Source organism: Pseudomonas sp. RT6P73 (assembly GCF_054897715.1).
The window spans coordinates 6316471-6336132 of sequence record NZ_JBUBUV010000002.1; the positions used below are offsets into that span (position 1 = coordinate 6316471).

19 protein-coding genes are annotated in these 19662 nt (G+C 60.6%); 8 read left to right on the forward strand and 11 right to left on the reverse strand.

The genetic code is table 11. The annotated features are described in order from the left end of the window. Positions 1–423: 423 nt before the first annotated feature. A complete protein-coding gene (locus ACYZT6_RS29030) occupies positions 424–1620 on the reverse strand; it encodes a class I SAM-dependent rRNA methyltransferase (protein WP_462029620.1) in 1197 nt (398 codons plus the stop codon). Between the two features lie 364 nt (positions 1621–1984). Here ACYZT6_RS29030 and ACYZT6_RS29035 point away from each other — a divergent pair, with 364 nt between their 5' ends. From ACYZT6_RS29035 to ACYZT6_RS29045, 3 genes are read left to right on the forward strand one after another with little or no spacing between them, the layout of a single operon-like run. After that, positions 1985–2800, forward strand: coding sequence for an HDOD domain-containing protein (locus ACYZT6_RS29035; RefSeq protein WP_462030030.1), 816 nt, complete (start codon positions 1985–1987; stop codon positions 2798–2800). A 45-nt stretch (positions 2801–2845) separates the two neighbouring features. After that, the gene (gene mutM, locus ACYZT6_RS29040; protein WP_462029621.1) at positions 2846–3658 is read left to right on the forward strand and encodes a bifunctional DNA-formamidopyrimidine glycosylase/DNA-(apurinic or apyrimidinic site) lyase; all 813 of its coding nucleotides are present in this window, start codon (positions 2846–2848) and stop codon (positions 3656–3658) included. Positions 3659–3712: 54 nt separating this feature from the next. Beyond that, positions 3713–4036, forward strand: a complete 324-nt coding sequence (locus tag ACYZT6_RS29045; RefSeq protein WP_462029622.1) for a multidrug transporter — start codon at positions 3713–3715, stop codon at positions 4034–4036. 143 nt (positions 4037–4179) lie between these two features. Here the strand turns inward: ACYZT6_RS29045 and ACYZT6_RS29050 are convergent, their stop codons facing one another. From ACYZT6_RS29050 to ACYZT6_RS29070, 5 genes are all read right to left on the reverse strand, one after another. After that, positions 4180–4431, reverse strand: a complete 252-nt coding sequence (locus ACYZT6_RS29050; protein WP_010466792.1) for a YfhL family 4Fe-4S dicluster ferredoxin — start codon at positions 4429–4431, stop codon at positions 4180–4182. A 102-nt stretch (positions 4432–4533) separates the two neighbouring features. Next, positions 4534–5013 (reverse strand): pantetheine-phosphate adenylyltransferase, encoded by a 480-nt coding sequence (gene coaD, locus ACYZT6_RS29055; RefSeq protein WP_131061099.1) that lies wholly within the window; start codon positions 5011–5013, stop codon positions 4534–4536. A gap of 115 nt (positions 5014–5128) precedes the next feature. Beyond that, positions 5129–6724: a GMC family oxidoreductase gene (locus tag ACYZT6_RS29060; RefSeq protein ID WP_462029623.1), complete on the reverse strand. Its 1596-nt coding sequence runs from the start codon at positions 6722–6724 to the stop codon at positions 5129–5131. Between the two features lie 159 nt (positions 6725–6883). Beyond that, positions 6884–7429, reverse strand: a complete 546-nt coding sequence (locus ACYZT6_RS29065) for a twin-arginine translocation pathway signal protein (protein ID WP_462029624.1) — start codon at positions 7427–7429, stop codon at positions 6884–6886. A gap of 28 nt (positions 7430–7457) precedes the next feature. Continuing rightward, complete coding sequence (locus ACYZT6_RS29070) at positions 7458–8888, reverse strand: coniferyl aldehyde dehydrogenase (protein WP_462029625.1); 1431 nt, start codon at positions 8886–8888, stop codon at positions 7458–7460. A 148-nt stretch (positions 8889–9036) separates the two neighbouring features. Between ACYZT6_RS29070 and ACYZT6_RS29075 the strand changes: the two genes are divergently transcribed. Both ACYZT6_RS29075 and ACYZT6_RS29080 read left to right on the forward strand, forming a co-directional pair. Continuing rightward, a complete protein-coding gene (locus tag ACYZT6_RS29075; protein ID WP_109635625.1) occupies positions 9037–9708 on the forward strand; it encodes a TetR/AcrR family transcriptional regulator in 672 nt (223 codons plus the stop codon). Between the two features lie 33 nt (positions 9709–9741). Beyond that, positions 9742–10596 (forward strand): sulfurtransferase, encoded by an 855-nt coding sequence (locus ACYZT6_RS29080; protein WP_462029626.1) that lies wholly within the window; start codon positions 9742–9744, stop codon positions 10594–10596. A gap of 126 nt (positions 10597–10722) precedes the next feature. On the opposite strand, the gene ACYZT6_RS29085 is transcribed toward ACYZT6_RS29080, so the two are convergent. Genes ACYZT6_RS29085 through ACYZT6_RS29105 form a run of 5 tightly spaced genes read right to left on the reverse strand, consistent with a single transcriptional unit; the run spans position 10723 to position 16060 of the window. After that, positions 10723–11553: an AraC family transcriptional regulator gene (locus tag ACYZT6_RS29085; protein ID WP_462029627.1), complete on the reverse strand. Its 831-nt coding sequence runs from the start codon at positions 11551–11553 to the stop codon at positions 10723–10725. Positions 11554–11556: 3 nt separating this feature from the next. Continuing rightward, positions 11557–12555: a hydrolase gene (locus ACYZT6_RS29090; RefSeq protein ID WP_462029628.1), complete on the reverse strand. Its 999-nt coding sequence runs from the start codon at positions 12553–12555 to the stop codon at positions 11557–11559. Positions 12556–12610: 55 nt separating this feature from the next. Next, complete coding sequence (gene rsmD, locus ACYZT6_RS29095) at positions 12611–13222, reverse strand: 16S rRNA (guanine(966)-N(2))-methyltransferase RsmD (RefSeq protein WP_109635619.1); 612 nt, start codon at positions 13220–13222, stop codon at positions 12611–12613. Then, the gene (locus ACYZT6_RS29100) at positions 13222–14712 is read right to left on the reverse strand and encodes a M16 family metallopeptidase (RefSeq protein ID WP_462029629.1); all 1491 of its coding nucleotides are present in this window, start codon (positions 14710–14712) and stop codon (positions 13222–13224) included. Before ACYZT6_RS29100 ends, rsmD begins: the two co-directional genes overlap by 1 nt. After that, complete coding sequence (locus ACYZT6_RS29105; protein ID WP_462029630.1) at positions 14705–16060, reverse strand: M16 family metallopeptidase; 1356 nt, start codon at positions 16058–16060, stop codon at positions 14705–14707. The genes ACYZT6_RS29100 and ACYZT6_RS29105 overlap by 8 nt, the downstream gene beginning before the upstream one ends. A gap of 344 nt (positions 16061–16404) precedes the next feature. Between ACYZT6_RS29105 and ftsY the strand changes: the two genes are divergently transcribed. The 3 genes from ftsY to ftsX are packed head-to-tail and all read left to right on the forward strand — an operon-like array spanning position 16405 to position 19591. Then, entirely contained in the window at positions 16405–17904 is a 1500-nt protein-coding gene (ftsY, locus tag ACYZT6_RS29110; protein WP_462029631.1) for a signal recognition particle-docking protein FtsY, read from the forward strand. Beyond that, positions 17901–18572, forward strand: coding sequence for a cell division ATP-binding protein FtsE (ftsE, locus tag ACYZT6_RS29115; RefSeq protein ID WP_461977547.1), 672 nt, complete (start codon positions 17901–17903; stop codon positions 18570–18572). The genes ftsY and ftsE overlap by 4 nt, the downstream gene beginning before the upstream one ends. After that, the gene (ftsX, locus tag ACYZT6_RS29120) at positions 18569–19591 is read left to right on the forward strand and encodes a permease-like cell division protein FtsX (protein ID WP_462029632.1); all 1023 of its coding nucleotides are present in this window, start codon (positions 18569–18571) and stop codon (positions 19589–19591) included. The genes ftsE and ftsX overlap by 4 nt, the downstream gene beginning before the upstream one ends. The last annotated feature ends 71 nt before the right edge of the window (positions 19592–19662 follow it).

The following is a 19662-nucleotide window of genomic DNA, read 5'->3' on the forward strand; positions in this document are numbered from 1 at the left end:
TGGGCGGTTCGCTCTGGGCAATGCCATAGAAAACGCTGGGTAGCCGGCACTCCCCAGCGTCTCATTTACTTAGCGGGCTTTAGGGGCAACCAGAAAAGCCAGGTTGGCAATGCTGTTAGCTTCCAGAGTAATTGCTTTCATTTGGAACTCCTTGTAATTGAAAGTGAGTGTCACTTCGTTGTGACACTTTCAATCATAGAGTGTAATGAGCGCTTATCAAGGCAATATTAGGTAGGAATCTTCCAGAAATTTTGTCGGAACGATCATGGGCATGAACAAGTTTTGTCAGGTGTATTCTCTTTAATTAAAGATATAGGGAAACGTCCTGCAAGTTTGTAGGACTGCAAGTGTAGGAAGTTTGAGGGGGTTCAATAACAGACAATGGAACGGGGAGCCGGCCGGCTCCCCGTCAAACCGGCGTAATCAGCTGTTTGGCAGCAACCGGCAGGTGATGCTCTTGATGTAGCGGGTTTCGGCGATGGCCGGGTGTACCGGGTGATCCGGGCCCTGGCCGCCGCGTTCGAGCATCTGGATGTTGCGGTCCAGGTGACGGGCGCTGGTCAGCAGGATATTTTGCAGATCGTCTTCGGGCAGGTGCATCGAGCACGATGCGCTGACCAGGATGCCGTCCTTGCTGAGCAGACGCATGGCTTGCTCGTTCAGGCGACGGTAGGCGCCTTCACCGTTCTTCATGTCTTTCTTGCGTTTGATGAAGGCGGGCGGATCGGCAACGATCACGTCGAAGCGTTCTTCGCTGGCTTTCAGCTCTTTGAGGGCTTCGAACACGTCGCCTTCGATGCAGGTCATTTTCTCGGCGAAACCGTTCAGCGCGGCGTTGCGCTCGACGCCGTCGAGGGCGAAGGCCGAAGCGTCGACGCAGAACACTTCACTGGCGCCGAATGCGGCCGCTTGCACGCCCCAGCCGCCGATGTAGCTGTACAGGTCCAGCACGCGTTTGCCTTTGGCATAAGGGGCCAGGCGCGCGCGGTTCATGCGGTGGTCGTAGAACCAGCCGGTTTTCTGGCCCTGGATGACCGGTGCTTCGAATTTCACGCCGTTCTCTTCCAGCGCGACCCACTCCGGCACCAGGCCGAACACGGTTTCGACGTAGCGGTTGAGGCCTTCGGCATCACGGGCAGCGGAGTCATTCTTGAACAGGATGCCGCTTGGCTTGAGCACTTGGGTCAACGCCGCGATCACGTCTTCTTTATGGGCTTCCATGGTCGCCGAAGCGATCTGCACCACCAGGATGTCGCCGAAGCGGTCGACTACCAGGCCTGGCAGCAGGTCGGAGTCACCGTAGACCAGGCGATAGAACGGCTTGTCGAACAGGCGATCGCGCAGGGACAGCGCAACGTTCAGGCGATGGACCAGCAGCGACTTGTCCAGCGGCACCTTGATGTCGCGCGACAGCAGACGGGCGCAGATCAGGTTGTTCGGGCTCATGGCCACGATGCCCAGTGTCTTGCCGCCGGCGGCTTCGAGGATCGCCTGGTCACCGGCCTTGAAGCCATGCAACGGGGTCGCCGCTACATCGATTTCGTTGCTGTAGACCCACAAGTGGCCGTTTCGCAGGCGACGGTCGGCGTTGGCTTTGAGGCGCAGGCTAGGCAGGGACATGACGTCGCTCCGGAAAAAAGAGCGGGAGTATAGCGTGTTGCGCAAGACCCCGGCTTGGCAGATAGACCTGTGGCGAGGGGGCTTGCCCCCGTTGGGGCGCGAAGCGGCCCTGATATATCAGATGCATCGCATATGCCGATCGACGACTGCTTCGCAGCCGAACGGGGGCAAGCCCCCTCGCCACAGGAGGGTGCGCTGTATTTTTGGAGTTGGATTGGGCATTTGATGAAACTTTGGCCGATGTAGCGGCCAAGCTGTCGGATCCAACTTTATAAAGGTTAGAATCGCCCCTGGCCCAGAGTGTGTACTTATGTCCCAAGAGCTGACTTCCGAACAGATTCAACAGTCCCTGCAAGGCATCAGCGTGCCTGCTCAGCCGCAAATCATGGTGGATTTGCAGATGGAGCAGTACATGCCCGACCCGGATCTGGAAGTGATCGCGAAGCTGATCTCCCAGGACCCGGGGCTCTCTGGCGCCTTGCTGAAGATCGTCAACTCGCCGTATTACGGCTTGAGTAACAAGATCGCCTCGATCCAGCGTGCGGTGAACCTGCTGGGCAGTCGTTCGATCGTCAACCTGATCAATGCGCAGTCGATCAAGGGCGAGATGAACGACGACACCATCGTCACCCTGAACCGTTTCTGGGATACGGCTCAGGACGTGGCGATGACCTGCCTGACGCTGGCCAAGCGCATCGGCGCCCAGGCGGGTGATGAAGCGTACGCGCTGGGGCTGTTCCACGACTGCGGCGTGCCGCTGATGTTGCAGCGCTTCCCCAATTACATGACCGTCCTGGAAGAGGCCTACGCCAACGCCAGTGCCGAATGCCGGGTAGTCGACACCGAGAACCGGGTGTTCAACACCAACCATGCGGTGGTCGGTTATTACACGGCCAAGTCCTGGCGGCTGCCGGAGCATGTGACCGCCGCGATCGCCAATCACCACAATGCCCTGGCTATTTTCAGCGACGAATCTTCGCGCAACGCTCAGCTGAAGAACCTGCTGGCGATCCTGAAAATGGCGGAGCATGTTTGTGCGTCGTACCGGGTGTTGGGTAATCAGACCGAAGACCACGAATGGAACAGCATCGGCCATCTGGTGCTCGATTATGTCGGCCTCTCGGATTACGACTTCGAGACCCTCAAGCAAACGATTCGCGACCTCGGCGCTCACCGCTGAGCACCGGCTGCTTCATTTATTCGAGAGCCCTGATTCGAGTACACCATGCCTGAATTGCCAGAAGTCGAAACCACTCGCCGCGGGATTGCGCCGCACCTGGAAGGCCAGCGCGTCAGCCGGGTGATCGTGCGTGACCGGCGCTTGCGCTGGCCGATTCCTGAAGACCTCGATGTGCGATTGTCCGGCCAGCGTATTGTGCTGGTGGAACGGCGCGCCAAATACCTGTTGATCAATGCCGAAGTCGGCACGCTGATCAGTCATTTGGGCATGTCTGGCAATCTGCGGCTGGTGGAAGTCGGTATGCCGGCGGCCAAGCATGAGCATGTGGATATCGAACTGGAGTCCGGCCTGGCCCTGCGCTACACCGACCCCCGCCGGTTTGGCGCGATGCTCTGGAGCCTCGACCCGCTCAACCACGAACTGCTGATTCGCCTGGGGCCGGAGCCGCTGACCGACCTGTTTGATGGCGATCGTTTGTTCCAGCAGTCTCGGGGACGATCCATGGCGGTCAAGCCGTTCATCATGGATAACGCGGTGGTGGTCGGCGTTGGCAATATCTACGCGACCGAAGCCCTGTTCGCTGCCGGTATCGACCCGCGTCGCGAGGCCAAGAGCATTTCCCGGGCGCGCTATTTGAAGCTGGCGATCGAGATCAAACGCATTCTGGCCGCCGCCATCGAGCGTGGCGGTACGACGTTGCGGGACTTTATTGGCGGTGACGGTCAGCCGGGTTATTTCCAGCAGGAATTGTTCGTCTACGGACGTGGCAATCAACCGTGCAAAGTCTGTGGCACGGAGCTGCGGGACGTGAAACTCGGGCAGCGCGCCAGCGTCTTTTGCCCGCGCTGTCAGAGCTGATACGTCCTACGGTCTATAGTCAGTGTTCTTACTGCCTAGCCGAAGGACCGTGCCATGAATTCGTTTCGAACCCTTGTTGTTGCGCTGCTGCTGAGCGTCAGTGCGCCAGCGCTGGCGGCAAACAGCGGCAGCGGTGACCCGCGTTACACCATCCAGAACCCCCCGGCCTACGCCATGCTCGGCGACTTGCTGATCGCCCGACCCTTGTTGGTCGTAGCGACGGTGATCGGTGCCGGGGCGTTTGTGGTGTCGTTGCCGTTTACCGCACTGGGTGGCGGCATTGGCGATGCGGGGCAGGCGCTGGTGGTTGATCCGGCGAAAGCGGCGTTTGTGCGGTGTCTGGGGTGTATCGGGGAGGGGTTTGAGCAGCGGGAGTGAAATCAGGTCACATCTTCGGTGTTGCTGATGGCCTCATCGCGAGCAGGCTCGCTCCCACAGGGGTTTTGTAAACGACGCAAATCCAGTGTGGGAGCGAGCCTGCTCGCGATGAGGCCGGCACAGGCGCTACAAAACTAACTGACTCAAGCCTTCCCGGTAATAATCCGATACTTCGCCATCAACTGCTCTTCAGTCTCCGGATGCGCTTCATCCAGCGGAATGCAATCCACCGGGCAAACCTGCTGGCACTGAGGTTCGTCGTAGTGGCCGACACACTGCGTGCACAGGTTCGGGTCGATCACGTAGATCTCTTCGCCTTGGGAAATGGCGGCGTTCGGGCACTCGGGTTCGCAGACGTCGCAATTGATGCAATCGTCGGTGATGATCAGGGACATGCTAACTCCAGCCAGGGCGCAAGGCCCGGGCGCAATAAACCAATGCGCGCAATTGTGCCGCATTGGCGCCCGCAGTGCACGCGGGCGCCGCTTGAGCGGTCGTTACTTCTTGAAGCGCTCGGTAAGGGCGTCCGCCACCACAGGGTGGACGAACTTGGTGATATCGCCACCCAACGCTGCGATTTCACGAACCAGCGTCGAGGAAATGAACGAATAACGCTCGGACGGTGTAAGAAACAGACTTTCCACATCCGGCGCCAGTTGGCGGTTCATGTTGGCCAGCTGGAATTCGTATTCGAAGTCCGACACCGCGCGCAAACCACGCAGGAACACGTTGGCGTTCTTCTCTTTGGCAAAGTGCGCCAACAGCGTCGAGAAGCCGACGACTTCAACGTTCGGCAGATGTTTAGTGACCTCGCGGGCCAACGCCACACGCTGTTCCAGGGGAAACAACGGGTTTTTCTTCGGGCTGGCAGCGACGGCGATGATCACATGATCGAACAAGCGCGCGGCGCGTTCGACCAAGTCGCCATGGCCCTTGGTAATAGGGTCGAAGGTACCTGGGTACAACACTCGGTTCATCGCGTCGTCCTGGCGGGAGTCCGTTGGGGAGTCGGATGGTATCGCAGCCTTCCCGGTCGGCCAAGTCGCCTGTTGGGTAAGAAAGCACTATAGACGATTGGAATATTCTCCGTTTTCATGGGTTTTTCAAACGTTCGGCGAGGGAGGTCGCCAGTTGCGCCGTCAGCCCGTAGACCGACAATTGCGGGTTTGCGCCAATGCTGGTGGGGAACAGCGAGCCATCGTGGATCGACAGATTGCTGATCTGGTGATGCCGGCCGAGGCTGTCGGTCACGGCGTTTTTCGGGTCTTCACCCATGGCGCAACCGCCCATCACATGAGCGCTGCCCAGGCGGGTGCGATACAGCTCAAGGCTCAAACCGTCGATCAACGTGCGCGCTTCGGCCAGGGTTTTCACATAGCGCGCGTCGGCGTGCATCGGCATGACCGCGTTGGCGCCACCGGCGAACTGGATCTCGGCCATGCTGTGGAAGGCCCGGCGCAAGCCATCCCAGGCATAGGGTGAAACCTGATAGTCGAGCACCGGCGTGCTGTCGCCGCGCAATTCGACACTGCCGCCGGGGCTGTCCGGGTGAAAACCGTCGCGCAACAACGCGAGCATTGCGTGGGTGTGGGGCAGATTTTCCATGTGTCCGGCGTTTTCCTTGCCGAAACCGCCGAGCAGGGTGGAGGCCAGTGCCGGGTGCAGCGGCGGCACCTCCAGTTTGTAGGACATCTTGCCGGTGGTGCCGTCCTGCCACTGGAAATGGTCGGTGTAGATCGACTGCGGTGCGCCGTAGAACGGGTTGATCACCTCGTCGAACAGCCCGGCGGACATGTTCACCAAGTGCAGGAACGTGCGCTTGCCCAGGCGCGTGTGCGGATCGGGCGCCTCCGAGCGCAGGAGCAGCGCCGGGCTGTTGATCCCGCCGCCCGCCAGCACGTAATGCCGCGCCTTGACCGTAATCGTGCGTCCGGTTGGCGCGACGCAACGGTCGTCCATCGCCATACATTGCAGGCCGGTGACCTTGCCGTCCTTGATCGAGAGCTTTTCGGCGCGGGCCAGATAAAGCAGCTCGCCACCTTTTTCCAGGGTTGCGGGAATGGTCGTGACCATCATCGATTGCTTGGCGTTGGTCGGGCAGCCCATGCCGCAATAGCCAAGGTTCCAGCAACCGCGCACATTGCGTGGAATCACATGCCAGGAATATCCGAGTTTTTCGCAGCCTTTGCGGATCACGTCGTTGTTGGCGTTAGGCGGCACCATCCACGGGGCGACACCCAGGCGTTGTTCCATTTTCTCGAACCACGGTGCCATCTCGGCCGGGCTATGGCCTTTGACATCGTGTTCTTTGGCCCAATGTTCGAGCGTCGGGTCGGGGGTGCGAAAGCTTGATGTCCAGTTAATCAGCGTGGTGCCGCCCACCGCGCGGCCCTGGAGAATGGTGATCGCGCCGTCCTTGCTCATGCGACCGATACCTTCCTGATAGAGGCTGGTGTAGGCCTGGTCTTCAAGCATCTTGAAGTCGCTGCTGGTTTTGAGCGGCCCTTCTTCGATCAGCAACACCTTGTAGCCGGCGGCGCTGAGGATTTCGGCGGTGGTCCCGCCGCCCGCGCCGCTGCCGATGATCGCCACGTCCGCTTCGAGGGTCAGGTCCTGGGTCAGTTGCGAGCCGTTGTAGGTTTTCCAGCCACGGGCCATGCCTTCGCGGAACGGGTCGGGTACGGGCATCTTCGGGTTCTCTTGTTGTTATGGTTTGGATGCAGTGGTGAGGCTGCTGACGTCTTCGCGGGCAAGCCCGCTCCCACAGGGTTTGAGTCGTTCACAAAAGGATGGCTCACCTCAAATCCTGTGGGAGCGTGGCTTGCCCGCGATGGGGGCGACACGGTCTCAAACGGCAGGCGGCCCGGGATACCCGCAATGCACCCACGATTCCGCCCGGCTGTACCAGGCCATCATCACCAGTTGCAGCAACGAGCTATGCCCCATGCGCAACAGGCTCAACGAGCTGTTTTCCCAGCGATCGAGAAAATGCCGGATCTCATCGGCACTGGCGTTTTCCCAGCTGCCCCAGATCCCGGTCAGCGGCCCGCGAGTCACCGCCATTCCCAGCACGTCGAACAATTGCCGGGTCAGCTTGAGCATCTCCGGCGACAAATGATTCAGGTCGTTATCCAGGGTTTTGAGGGTGCCATCGACGGCCGCCGGCATTTTCTCGATGGCCACGGCGCCCTCGAGCATCACCGGCACCAATGCCCGCAGAAACAGCAGGTCGCCGCTACGCAGGATCGCGAAACCGCTTGCCGGGGTGCTCGACGAGCAGCCGCTGAGGCTCGCGCCCAATCCGGCCGTGGCCAGAAAGGCACTCGCGCCGAGGCTGAATTTAAGCAGGCCGCGCCGTGACAGCGCGGGTGTATCGGACAGGCTTGGGCTCATTATTGTTATTACCCGAAGAGTGTGATCGTTAGCGGATGAACAGCTTCTGGATCAGTTTCTGAATGGCTTTGCCGTACGGCGGGTAAATAAGTTTCGCCGCGTTGAAGCGTTGTTTGATCAGCACGCCTTTGGCCTTGCTGAAGGTCAGGAAGCCTTCGTGGCCGTGGTAATGGCCCATGCCCGAAGCGCCGATGCCACCGAACGGCATATCGTCTTGAGCCACGTGCAGCAAAGTGTCGTTGAGGCAAACGCCGCCGGAATGGGTTTCGTGCAGTACGCGATTTTGTTCGCGCTTGTCGTAGCCGAAGTAGTACAGCGCCAGCGGACGAGGTCGTTGATTGATGTAGGCAAACGCCTCATCAAGATCCTTGTACGGAACGATTGGCAGCAGCGGGCCGAAAATTTCGTCCTGCATCACGGTCATGTCGTCACTGACGTTGAGCAGCACGCTATGACTCATGCGCCGGCCCTGGCCCTGATCGAACAGCGGAATCAGCAGCGCACCCTTGCTGGTGGCGTCACTGACGTAGCCGTTGAGCCGTGCCAGTTGTCGGTCATTGATGATCGCGGTGTAGTCCGGGTTGTCGGCCAGTGTCGGATAAAACCCTCGAACCGCTTGGCGATAGGCTTCGACGAAAGCGCCAACACGAGCTTCCGGCACCAGCACGTAGTCCGGGGCCACGCAGGTTTGTCCGGCATTCAGGGTCTTGCCGAAAGCGATGCGTTCGGCGGCGTCCTTGAGCGGCACATCTAGGGAAACGATGGCCGGGGATTTGCCACCCAGCTCAAGGGTCACTGGCGTCAGGTTCTCGGCCGCCGCGCGCATCACGTGCTTGCCGATGCTGGTGGCGCCGGTAAACAGCAGGTGATCGAAACGCAGCCGGGAGAACGCGACACCGATATCGGCTTCGCCCAGTACCACGCAGACCAGGTCTTGCGGGAAGATCCGGCCCAGCAACTCCTTGAGCAGCAAACCGGTGGAGGGGGTCGATTCGCTGAGTTTGAGCATCACCCGATTGCCCGCCGACAACGCACCCACCAACGGCCCGATGGCCAAGTACAACGGGTAGTTCCAGGGCACGATCACGCCGACCACGCCCAGTGGTTGGTAAACAACCTTGGCCGAAGCCGGCTGAAACGCGATGCCGACCTTGCGCCGCGACGCTTTCATCCAGCCTTTGAGGTGCTGACTGGCGTAATGAATGCCGTGCAGGCTGGGCATCAACTCGGCGAGCAGGGTTTCATCGGCGCTGCGGTGACTGAAGTCCTGGCTGATGGCATCGATCAAGGCGTGGCGCTCATTGCTCAGCAGATCTCGCAGGGCCTTGAGCCATTGCTGGCGCTGGGCGGCCGGTGGCATCGGGTTGGCCGCATACGCCGCACGCTGCGCATCAAACAGGGCCTGGAGCTCGTCCAGAGGCTGTTGCAGGTTCTGCAGGTAAGCGATGTCGGCGGTCATGATCGGCTCCGGTTTTTGTTGTAATGAGGCACTTTTTAGAGTCTATGCTCTATAAAGTCAAATGGCATCCTGAGTACAGCATTGTTTTATCCACTCGCCGATAGGTCGTAAGATGCCCGCCAACGCACTCTGAATTAAAGCTCAAGCCATGGCCCCTCGGATCAAAACCAGCGAGCGCATCGTGCAGAACAGCCTGGAGCTGTTCAATCAACAGGGCGAGCGCAGCATCAGCACCAACCACATTGCTGCCCACATGGAGATTTCTCCGGGCAACCTGTACTACCACTTCCCCAACAAGCAGGCGATCATCGCTGTGTTGTTCAGTGAGTACGAAAGCCTGGTGGACAGCTTCCTGCGCCCACCTCAGGGCCGCGCGTCCACGGTGGAGGACAAGCGCTTCTACCTTCAGGAACTGCTGGCGGCGATGTGGCGCTACCGGTTTTTGCATCGTGACCTTGAGCATTTGCTCGACAGCGATCCCGAACTGGCCGCCCGTTATCGGCGTTTCTCCCAGCGCTGCCTGATCCATGGCACCCACATCTACGCCGCCTTCGTCGACGCCGGCATCCTGCAAATGGACAAGGTGCAGATCGAATCCCTGACGCTCAATGCGTGGATTATCCTGACGTCCTGGGTGCGTTTTCTGTGCACCACGCGGGAAAATTCCAATCACCTGAGTGAGCAGGCGATTAAACGTGGGGTGTATCAGGTACTGGTGCTTGAGGCCGGTTTCGTCACGGACCAGTCTCGCGACGCGGTGAACGCGCTGTATGAAGAGTTTTACGTGCCGCTGGCCCAGGCCCTTGAAGAAGTGCAGTAGGATTCAAGACCGACTTAATCACAGGAGCCCGTTATGCCCATTGCGCAACTGATCAGCCCGCAAGCGTTGGACCTGAAAAAGGATGCGCCTGGGCTGGTGATTCTGGATTGTCGTTTTGCCCTCGAAGACCCTGACTACGGCCAGCGCAGCTATGCCGAAGGGCATATCGCCGGGTCGAGCTTTGCCGATCTTGAGCGTGATTTGAGCGGGGCAGTGGTCAAGGGCGTGACTGGGCGCCATCCGTTGCCGGAACCTGAAGACTTGATCGAGCGTCTGCAAGCGTGGGGCATCAACGCCGACAGCGAAGTGGTTTTGTACGACGATGGCCCCGGCGCCTACGCGGCGCGGGCCTGGTGGTTGCTGGCCTGGCTGGGCAAGCGCGATGGCGTGTTCATTCTCGACGGCGGGCTCAAGGCCTGGCACGCGGCCGGGTTGCCGCTGAGTCTGGACAGGTGCGACATCAAGCGCGGCACCTTTACCGGGACGCCAGACAATGCGCTGCTGTTGAGCGCTGAACAGCTCCAGCAGCGCCTCGGCCAGCCTGCGCTGACCTTGCTCGATGCCCGCGCCTTACCGCGCTTCAAGGGCGAAGTCGAGCCGATCGATCCGATTGCCGGGCACATCCCCGGTGCGCAATGTGCGGCCTTCACCGAGAACCTGGGCAGTGACGGGCGCTTCCTGCCGGCTGAGCAGCTCAAGCAGCGTTTTGCCGCGAAACTCGGCGATCGTGCGCCGGCCGATCTGGTGGCCTATTGCGGATCTGGCGTGACGGCTTGCCATAACCTGTTCGCGCTGTGCCTCGCGGGGTATCCGTTGGGCTCGTTGTATGCCGGGTCGTGGAGCGAGTGGATCAACGATCCAGCACACGGCATCGCCACCGGCGAATAACACTGATCCCCTGTAGGAGCGAGCCTGCTCGCGATAGCGGTGGATCAGTCGGCAGAGATGTCGAATGTTAAACCGCTATCGCGAGCAGGCTCGCTCCCACAGGGGGATTCGGGTTGTTTTGATATTTCAGAATAGCCGCGCACTGCGATACGCCCCCGGTCCAACCCCGTAAACCTGCTTGAACTGCCGACTCAGATGGCTCTGGTCGGCAAATCCCAGCTGCATCGCAACCTCCAGCGGCAAACAACCGTTCTGTAACAGCGCCCGTGCCTGCGCGATGCGTTGCTGCATCAACCAGGTGTGCGGTGGCATGCCCGTGGCGCGGCGAAAGACCCGGGCGAAGTGAAACGGTGACAGGTTGACCGCTGCCGCCAGTTCTTCCAGCGAGGGCGGCGCTGCCAATTGTGCATGCAGCACGTCCTTGGCCAGCGTCACCGCCCGGTGCTCCTTGCCGGGTTTGCCGGCGATCGGCACGGCCGCATGTCGTTGCAGCAGCAACAGCATCATCTCGCGCCAGACCGTTTGCTGTTGCAGGGCCGTGGACGGACTTTCCAGCAAGCGATGCAGTTGGCAGAAACCCTTCACCAGATCCGGATCGCGATACAACGTCGCGCCAAACCCCGGCAGGTTGGTGGTCGGCAGCTCCAGTTCGTCCAGCAGCGAGAGAATCTGCCCGCTGTCCGGGTAAAACGCCCGGTACAACCAACCGTCCTCCGTGCCCTTGTGGCCGGTGTGCAGTTCATCAGGGTTGATCAGCACCAGTGTGCCGCTGCCGGCCAGGTGTTCGGCGCCGCGATAGCGATAACGCTGGGCGCCGGCCATGATCATGCCGATCACATAACCGTCATGCACGTGGGGTGCAAAGCGGTGTTCGATGTAGCGCGCGGACAATAACTCGACGCCAGCCAAAGGCGCCGTTTGCCAGAAGCGGATCGACTCGCCCTGATCGGCGTCCATGGCTTACCCGCGACCCACGGCGCTCAGCCACTGCGGAATGCGTCGTTCCAGGTAATAACCCGGTTGCCGGAACGAGCCATCGACAAAACCGACATGCCCGCCCCTGGCTTGCAGCTCGAATTGAGTGGAGGCGGACAATTCCGACGCGTGCGGCAGGCTATGGGGGAATACGAAGGGATCGTCGGCCGCCTGGATGATCAGGGTTGGCGTGCGGATCCGGCCAAGGAAATAGCGACTGGAGGCGCGGCGATAGTAATCCTCGGCATCGACAAAACCATTGAGCGGCGCTGTGATCCGGCCATCGAAATCCCAGAAGGTGCGCATGTTCTCCAGCGAGCCCAACGCCGCCAATGCCGCCAGTCCATCCTCGCGTCCGTCATGCTGGAACTGGCGCTGCTTGTTCTTGATGTAGGCGACCATCTCGCGCATGAAGTGCGCCTGATAGACCTTCGAAAAACCTTGGCCGATACGATCGGCGCACTGATCGAGACGAAACGGTACCGATACCGCCACCGCGCCTGACACGCCGCTGTCACTGCCAGTTTCGCCCAGATGCTTGAGCAAGACATTGCCGCCCAGGGAATAGCCGACCGCATACAGCGGAGCGAGAGGGCGCTTGGCCCGCAGGTGTCTGATGGCTTCGGCCAAGTCTTCGCTGGCGCCGGAATGGTAGCTGCGCGCCAACAGATTCGGCTCGCCAGAGCAGCCGCGCCAGTTCAACGCGACACTGGCCCAACCCTGGGCACCGAATGCTTTCTGCACCCCGGCCACATAAGGCGAATTCGAAGAACCGGTCAGCCCGTGCAACACCAGCACCAGCGGCGCATCAGCGGTGTGCGGGCCGTGCCAGTCCATGTCGAGAAAGTCGCCATCCTCAAGCCACAAGCGTTCGCGCTCGCGTTCGATGTGCGTGGTCTTGCGCCAAAGCGGTCCCCACAAGGTTTGCAGGTGCGGGTTGCCGAGGCCGAAGGCGGGGGTGAAGCGTTCTGACGGAAAGGACACGATTGCTCTCGATGCAGCGGTGCGCAACCGGTGCGCACCTTTTCAGGCCGGTCGGTTAACCGGCGATCTCTGCCATACGTTGCCACAACGCGTAATACACCCGCCCGGATTTCTGCTCCCGGTGCAGGCGCCAGTTGCCTGGCAAGCCGAGGCTCGACGGCGCGTTTTCGCTTTCAGTGTAGATCCAGGCCTCATTGGCCAGCCACTGACGCTCTTCAAGCAGGGTGCAGACGGTCGGCAACAGGTCCTGGTTGAACGGCGGGTCGAGGAACACCAGGTCGTAGGCGGTCGCGGTCTGGGTTTCCAGGTAGCGCAGGGCATCGGCGGTCTGAATCTGGCCGGTGGTGCAGCGCAGCGTACCCAGATGCTCCTTGATGCTGGCGACCGCGATGTTGCTGGCGTCCAGCGCCTGGCCCATCGCCGCGCCACGGGACAGAGCCTCGAGGAACAACGCGCCGCTGCCGGCGAACGGATCAAACACTTTGGCCCCGGCAACGTACGGCGCGAGCCAGTTGAACAGGGTCTCACGCACCCGGTCCGGGGTCGGGCGCAGGCCCGGGGCGTCCGGGAAGCTCAGCTTCCGGCTGCCCCATTCGCCACCGATGATGCGCAGTTGGTTCACGCCGTTGTGTACGTTGTGAACGGGTTTTTTAGGACGAGTGGCCATTAATGCTCCGGAACCCCGAGCGGCTGCTCGGCAGGTTTATCAGTTGGGGCCGGTAACGGCTTTTGCGGCACGGTCGGGCCAGCGCTGACGATGACCATTTTGTCCGTGCTCAAGTGTTTGTTCAGTGCGGCTTTGACCTGCTCGACGGTCAGGCTCTGGGACTCACGCATGAAGTCGTTCAGATAACTCAGCGGCAGATTGTAGAAACCCATGGCGCCGAGCTGACCGACGATATCGGCGTTGCTGGCCGTGGATAGCGGGAAGCTGCCGGCCAGTTCACGCTTGGCGTCTTCGAGTTCTTTCTCGGTCGGGCCGGTTTTAAGGTAGTCGGCGAGAACATCCTGCACCAGTTTGAGCGTGCCTTCGCTCATTTCCGCGCGGGTTTGCAGGTTGATCATGAACGGGCCGCGCGCCTGCATCGGGGTGAAGCCCGAATAGACACCGTACGCCAGACCACGCTTCTCGCGCACTTCGCTCATCAAGCGGGTGCCGAAACCACCGCCGCCGAGGATCTGGTTGCCCAGGGAGAGCGCAGCGTAGTCCGGATCGTCACGGTCGATGCCCAGTTGCGAGAGCATCAGGTTGGTTTGCTTGGACGGGAACTCGATGTGCCCGATGCTCGCTTTCGGTTCAACCGGTTGCGGGATTTTCGGCAAGGCCGGGCCTTTTGGCAGCGCGCTGGAGATTTGCGCGGCAATCGCCTCGGCTTCGGCGCGGGACAAGTCGCCCACCAGTGCAATCACCACGTTGCCGGCTGCGTAGGCTTTCTCGTGGAACGCCTTGAGTTGCGCCACGGTAATCGCCGGGACGGTTTTCGCCGTGCCGTCACTGGAATGCGCGTAAGGGTGATCGCCGTACAAACGGTTCATCAACTCCAGGCTCGCCAGTTTGCCCGGGTTCTGCTTCTGGTATTCGAAACCGGCGAGCATCTGGTTCTTGATGCGCGCAAAGGAGTCGGCAGGGAAGGTCGGCTTGCCGACGACTTCAGAGAACAGCTTCAGCGCAGGTTCACGCTTGTCGGCGGCGCTGAGGCTGCGCAGGGAAGCCAGTGCCATGTCTTTAAATGCGCCGTTGCCAAAGTCTGCGCCCAGGCCTTCGAAGCCTTGGGCGATGGCGCCGACATCTTTTCCAGCCACACCTTCGTTGAGCATTGCGTTGGTCAGCAGTGCGAGACCCGGCGCGTTGCCGTCCTGGCTGCTGCCGGCGGCGAAGATCAGGCGCAGGTCGAACATCGGCAGCTCACGGGCTTCGACGAACATCACCTTGGCGCCTTCGGCGGTGTTCCAGGTCTGTACGTCGAGTGAGCGGTGGCTCGGCGCCTTGCCGTCGAGTTCGGTCAGCGATTGCAGCTTCTGGCTGGCCTTGGCCTTGTCGAGGGCTTCGCTGGCCTTGGTGTCATCGCTTTTCGACAGATAAAACGCAGCGGAGCCGATCAGCACGGCTGCGATCAGGCCGATCAGGGCCAGACGGGGTTTCTTACGCTCACTCATGAGTCGTCTCCAGTGGCAGTACATGGGCGACGCTGAGACGTTCGCGGGTGAAATACAGCTTGGCGGCTTTCTGGATATCTTCCGGGGTCACGCTTTCGAGGTCGGCGAGTTCGGTGTCCATGAGTTTCCAGGACAGGCCGACGGTTTCCAGCTGGCCGATGGAGGTCGCCTGGCTGGTGATTGAATCACGCTCATAGACCAGGCCGGCGATGACCTGTGCGCGGACGCGTTCCAGTTCTTCGGTGGACGGCGCGGTGGTTTTCAGCTGATCGAGCAGCTTCCACAGGCCAGCTTCGGTCTGGGCCATGGTTTTCTTTTTCTGGGTGTTCGGCGTGGCCGACAAGGTGAACAGGCTGTCGCCTCGGGTGTAGGCGTCGTAACTCGACGAACCACCGGACACCAGCTCTTCGCCGCGCTCCAGCTGCGTCGGGATGCGTCCGCTGTAGCCGCCGTCGAGCAGGGCCGAAATCAGGCGCAAGGCGTTCACCGAGCGTTTGTCTTCGGCGGTGGCGATGCTCGGCACGTTGAAGCCCAGCATCAGGCTCGGCAGTTGGGTCTGCACGTGCAGGGTGATCTGGCGCTCGCCGGGTTCGGCCAGTTCCAGCGGGATTTTCGCCGGCGGCACATCACGTTTGGCGATCGGGCCGAAATAACGCTGGGCCAGGCTTTTGACCTCGTCCGGGGTCACGTCGCCGACCACCACCAGCGTGGCGTTGTTCGGCACGTACCAGGATTGGTACCAGTGGCGCAGCTCTTCGACTTTCATGCGGTCCAGGTCCGCCATCCAGCCAATGGTCGGCGTGTGGTAACCGCTGGCCGGGAAGGCCATGGCCTTGAAGCGTTCGTAGGCCTTGGACATCGGCTTGTCGTCGGTGCGCAGACGCCGTTCTTCTTTAATGACTTCGATTTCCCGAGCGAACTCGACGGCCGGCAGGCGCAGGCTGGCCATGCGGTCGGCTTCCAGTTCGAAGGCCACGCTGAGGCGATCGCGGGCCAGCACCTGGTAATACGCCGTGAAGTCATCGCTGGTGAAAGCGTTTTCTTCGGCGCCGAGGTCGCGCAGGATCAGCGACGCTTCGCCGGGGCCGACTTTCTCGCTGCCCTTGAACATCATGTGTTCCAGAGCGTGGGATAAACCGGTCTGGCCTGGCGTCTCGTAGCTGGAGCCGACCTTGTACCAAACCTGGGAAACCACCACCGGCGCACGATGGTCTTCGCGCACGACGACCTTCAGGCCGTTATCGAGGGTGAATTCGTGAGTGGGTTGTGGATCGGCAGCCAGGGCCGAGAGGGGCAGACAAACTGTGCTGAGCAGCAGGCCTGCAGCGCGGCGGGCTAAAGCATTCATTCGTTTTTAAACCTTTGGGGCTGTCCGCTTGTTCTTAGCGTCGGCGGGCGAGAGGGTGCTAGGATACTGGTCCGTTTTACTGGCGGCCACGCCTATCAGGCCTTTGATCGGCCGGAAGGTTGCATGGGTTACCTGCGGAAGCTTTGAGTTTGTCAGCTAAACTCTGCGTTTTCGCCGACGATGCCGTTCCAGTCCTTCGTATTAGTCAACCTTTGAGGTGCTGTTTGCACCTCGACAAAATGTTGCGCGTGAACAAGCTGGGTCAATCGCAGTCTGTTCTGCATCGAATATTTATTTGCCGGGGCGCCCTTAGGCGCGTCGCTACCGTGAGATAGCCGTCCTCCATGTTTGGTTCCAACGACGACAAGAAAGCCCCAGCTGCGGCTGGCGAGAAGAAAAGCCTGTTCGGATGGCTGCGCAAAAAGCCGCAGGAGCCCGTCGTCGAACAGCCACAACCACTTCCTGAGCCAACACCTGCGCCGGTAATAGAAGAAGAGCTGGCGCCGGTTGTCCTGCCGATCGCTGAGCCGGTACTGCAACCGGTGGCTGAAGCGGATCCCGAAGTGATTGCCGAGCAGCCGCTGACATCCGCTGCCGAGCCGTGGCTGACGTTGCCGGTGGCGGAAGAACCGGTGGCCTTGGTTGAAGATGAGCTGGCGCCGCATGTGACGCCGCCTATTCCTGCGCCGACTGCCTTTGCTCCCGAGCCCGTGCAAGCGCCGGTTATTGAGCCTGTAGTTGCGCCGGTTGTCGTGGCCGAGCCTGAGCCGGTAGCTCCGGAACCGGTGATCCCTGCGTTCGTCGCGCCAGTGGTTGAAGCGCCAGCGCCTGCACCCGTTGTTGCTCCGGTAGTCGCCACGCCCGACGTTCCCGTTGAAGTCCCGGTCGAAACGCCACGTACCGAAGAAACCAAAGCCGGTTTCTTCGCCCGCCTCAAACAAGGCCTTTCCAAGACCAGCGCCAGCATCGGCGAAGGCATGGCCAGCCTGTTTCTGGGCAAGAAAATCATCGATGACGAGCTGCTCGAAGACATCGAAACCCGTCTGCTGACCGCCGACGTTGGCGTCGAAGCGACTTCGGTGATCATTCAGCGCCTGACCCAAAAAGTCGCGCGCAAAGAGCTGGCCGATGCCGACGCACTGTACAAATCCCTGCAAGCTGAACTCGCGGCAATGCTCAAGCCTGTCGAGCAGCCGCTGAAAATCACCTCGCAGAACAAGCCCTTCGTGATTCTGGTGGTCGGCGTCAACGGCGCCGGCAAGACCACCACCATTGGCAAGCTGGCGAAGAAGCTGCAGCTCGAAGGCAAGAAAGTCATGCTCGCGGCTGGCGACACTTTTCGTGCCGCTGCTGTCGAGCAATTGCAGGTGTGGGGCGAGCGCAACAAGATCCCGGTCATCGCCCAACACACCGGCGCCGACTCGGCTTCGGTTATCTTCGATGCCGTGCAAGCCGCCAAGGCCCGTGGCATTGACGTGTTGATCGCTGACACCGCCGGTCGCCTGCACACCAAAGACAACTTGATGGAAGAGCTGAAAAAGGTTCGCCGGGTCATCAGCAAGCTCGACGCCGATGCGCCGCACGAAGTGCTGCTGGTACTCGACGCTGGCACCGGTCAGAACGCCATCAACCAGGCCAAGCAATTCAACCAGACCGTCGAACTGACCGGCCTGGCGCTGACCAAGCTCGACGGCACCGCCAAGGGTGGGGTGATTTTCGCCCTGGCCAAGCAATTCGGTTTGCCGATTCGCTACATCGGCGTCGGTGAAGGCATCGATGACTTGCGTACTTTTGAGGCAGAACCCTTTGTCCAGGCACTGTTTGCCGAGCGGGAGCGTTCATGATTCGTTTCGAACAGGTCGGTAAGCGCTACCCGAACGGTCACGTCGGCTTGCATGAGCTGAGCTTTCGAGTCCGTCGGGGCGAGTTTTTGTTTGTGACCGGCCATTCCGGCGCCGGTAAAAGCACCTTGCTGCGGCTGCTGCTGGCGATGGAACGTCCAACCACCGGCAAATTGCTGCTGGCCGGCCAGGACCTCGCCACCATCAGCAACGCACAGATTCCGTATCTGCGCCGGCAGATCGGTGTGGTGTTCCAGAATCACCAGTTGCTGTTTGATCGCACGGTGTTCAACAACATCGCGCTGCCCTTGCAGATTCTTGGCCTGTCGAAGGCCGAGATCGTCAAGCGCGTGGATTCGGCGCTTGAGCGCGTGGCGCTGTCGGATAAAACCGATCTGTACCCCGGCGACCTGTCCACCGGTCAGCAACAGCGCGTCGGCATCGCCCGCGCCATCGTCCACCGTCCCGCCTTGCTGCTGGCGGACGAACCGACCGGTAACCTCGACCCGCGTCTGGCGGCCGAGATCATGGGCGTGTTCGAAGACATCAACCGTCTGGGCACCAGCGTGCTGATCGCCAGTCACGACCTCGCGCTGATCGCCCGCATGCGCCATCGCATGCTGACCCTGCAACGCGGCCGACTGATCGGCGACGGGGAGGCGGGCGAATGAGTGCGACACGCAGCCCCAAGGTTTCCGAACGTGTGGCGCCGAAAGCCGCCGATCCGCAACCGCAGAAGAAAAAACGCGACGATGACGACGGCCCGGATTTCGCCACGCTATTTCGCGCCTGGATAGAAAGCCATCGCGCCAGCCTGCTGGACAGCTTGCGTCGGTTGGGCAAACAGCCGATCGGCAGCTTTTTCACCTGCATGGTAATGGCGGTTGCCTTGAGCTTGCCGATGGGCCTGTCACTTTTGCTGAGTAACGTCGAGCGTCTGGGCGGTTCCTGGCAGCGAGCGGCGCAAATTTCCTTGTATCTGCAACTCGAGGCCAGCCCTGCTGAAGGCGAGTCGTTGCGCGAGCAGATCAAAGGCATGCCCGGTGTTGCGGATGCGGAATATGTCGGTCGTGATCAGGCGCTGGAAGAGTTTCAGCAACAGTCCGGTCTGGGCGAGGCGCTCAAGGAGCTGCCGGAAAACCCGCTGCCAGGCGTGGTGCTGGTGACCCCGAACGAAGTCGACAAGCCCGCGCTTGAAGCATTACGACAAAAACTTTCCGAGCTGCCGAAGGTACAACAGGCGCAACTTGATCTAGTCTGGGTCGAGCGTCTGGCAGCGATCCTCAAGCTGGGTGACCGTTTTGTCTTCGGTCTGACCGTGCTTCTGGTTTCTGCATTACTTTTGGTGATAGGCAATACCATTCGTCTTCATATTGAAAACCGCCGCACAGAGATAGAAGTGATTAAACTCGTCGGCGGCACGGACAGCTATGTGCGCAGGCCCTTTCTGTATATGGGCGCGTTGTATGGCTTCGGTGCGGGGATGCTTTCCTGGGGTGTATTGGCGTTCGGCCTGAACTGGCTGAACGACGCAGTGGTTGGGCTGGCCGGTTTGTACGGCAGTGATTTCGCACTGGCCGGAGTGCCAGTTGCCGACGGTCTGTCTCTCTTGCTTGGCGCGGTGCTGTTGGGGTATATCGGTGCATGGATTGCAGTCGCACGCCACCTGAGGGAGCTTGCGCCTAAGTAGTATCATTTTGCTCGTATTGACCTTTCAGCGTTTATGGGAACTTGTCTTTCGGTTTCCGGTCAATTTTCGCA

Excerpts from the sequence above, each read along its gene's own strand:
- ACYZT6_RS29030 (WP_462029620.1), bottom strand. The coding sequence starts at position 1,620 with ATGTCCCTGCCTAGCCTGCGCCTCAAAGCCAACGCCGACCGTCGCCTG.
- mutM (WP_462029621.1), top strand. The coding sequence starts at position 2,846 with ATGCCTGAATTGCCAGAAGTCGAAACCACTCGCCGCGGGATTGCGCCG.
- ACYZT6_RS29045 (WP_462029622.1), top strand. The coding sequence starts at position 3,713 with ATGAATTCGTTTCGAACCCTTGTTGTTGCGCTGCTGCTGAGCGTCAGT.
- ACYZT6_RS29050 (WP_010466792.1), bottom strand. The coding sequence starts at position 4,431 with ATGTCCCTGATCATCACCGACGATTGCATCAATTGCGACGTCTGCGAA.
- coaD (WP_131061099.1), bottom strand. The coding sequence starts at position 5,013 with ATGAACCGAGTGTTGTACCCAGGTACCTTCGACCCTATTACCAAGGGC.
- ACYZT6_RS29060 (WP_462029623.1), bottom strand. The coding sequence starts at position 6,724 with ATGCCCGTACCCGACCCGTTCCGCGAAGGCATGGCCCGTGGCTGGAAA.
- ACYZT6_RS29065 (WP_462029624.1), bottom strand. The coding sequence starts at position 7,429 with ATGAGCCCAAGCCTGTCCGATACACCCGCGCTGTCACGGCGCGGCCTG.
- ACYZT6_RS29070 (WP_462029625.1), bottom strand. The coding sequence starts at position 8,888 with ATGACCGCCGACATCGCTTACCTGCAGAACCTGCAACAGCCTCTGGAC.
- ACYZT6_RS29075 (WP_109635625.1), top strand. The coding sequence starts at position 9,037 with ATGGCCCCTCGGATCAAAACCAGCGAGCGCATCGTGCAGAACAGCCTG.
- ACYZT6_RS29080 (WP_462029626.1), top strand. The coding sequence starts at position 9,742 with ATGCCCATTGCGCAACTGATCAGCCCGCAAGCGTTGGACCTGAAAAAG.
- ACYZT6_RS29085 (WP_462029627.1), bottom strand. The coding sequence starts at position 11,553 with ATGGACGCCGATCAGGGCGAGTCGATCCGCTTCTGGCAAACGGCGCCT.
- rsmD (WP_109635619.1), bottom strand. The coding sequence starts at position 13,222 with ATGGCCACTCGTCCTAAAAAACCCGTTCACAACGTACACAACGGCGTG.
- ACYZT6_RS29100 (WP_462029629.1), bottom strand. The coding sequence starts at position 14,712 with ATGAGTGAGCGTAAGAAACCCCGTCTGGCCCTGATCGGCCTGATCGCA.
- ACYZT6_RS29105 (WP_462029630.1), bottom strand. The coding sequence starts at position 16,060 with ATGAATGCTTTAGCCCGCCGCGCTGCAGGCCTGCTGCTCAGCACAGTT.
- ftsY (WP_462029631.1), top strand. The coding sequence starts at position 16,405 with ATGTTTGGTTCCAACGACGACAAGAAAGCCCCAGCTGCGGCTGGCGAG.
- ftsE (WP_461977547.1), top strand. The coding sequence starts at position 17,901 with ATGATTCGTTTCGAACAGGTCGGTAAGCGCTACCCGAACGGTCACGTC.
- ftsX (WP_462029632.1), top strand. The coding sequence starts at position 18,569 with ATGAGTGCGACACGCAGCCCCAAGGTTTCCGAACGTGTGGCGCCGAAA.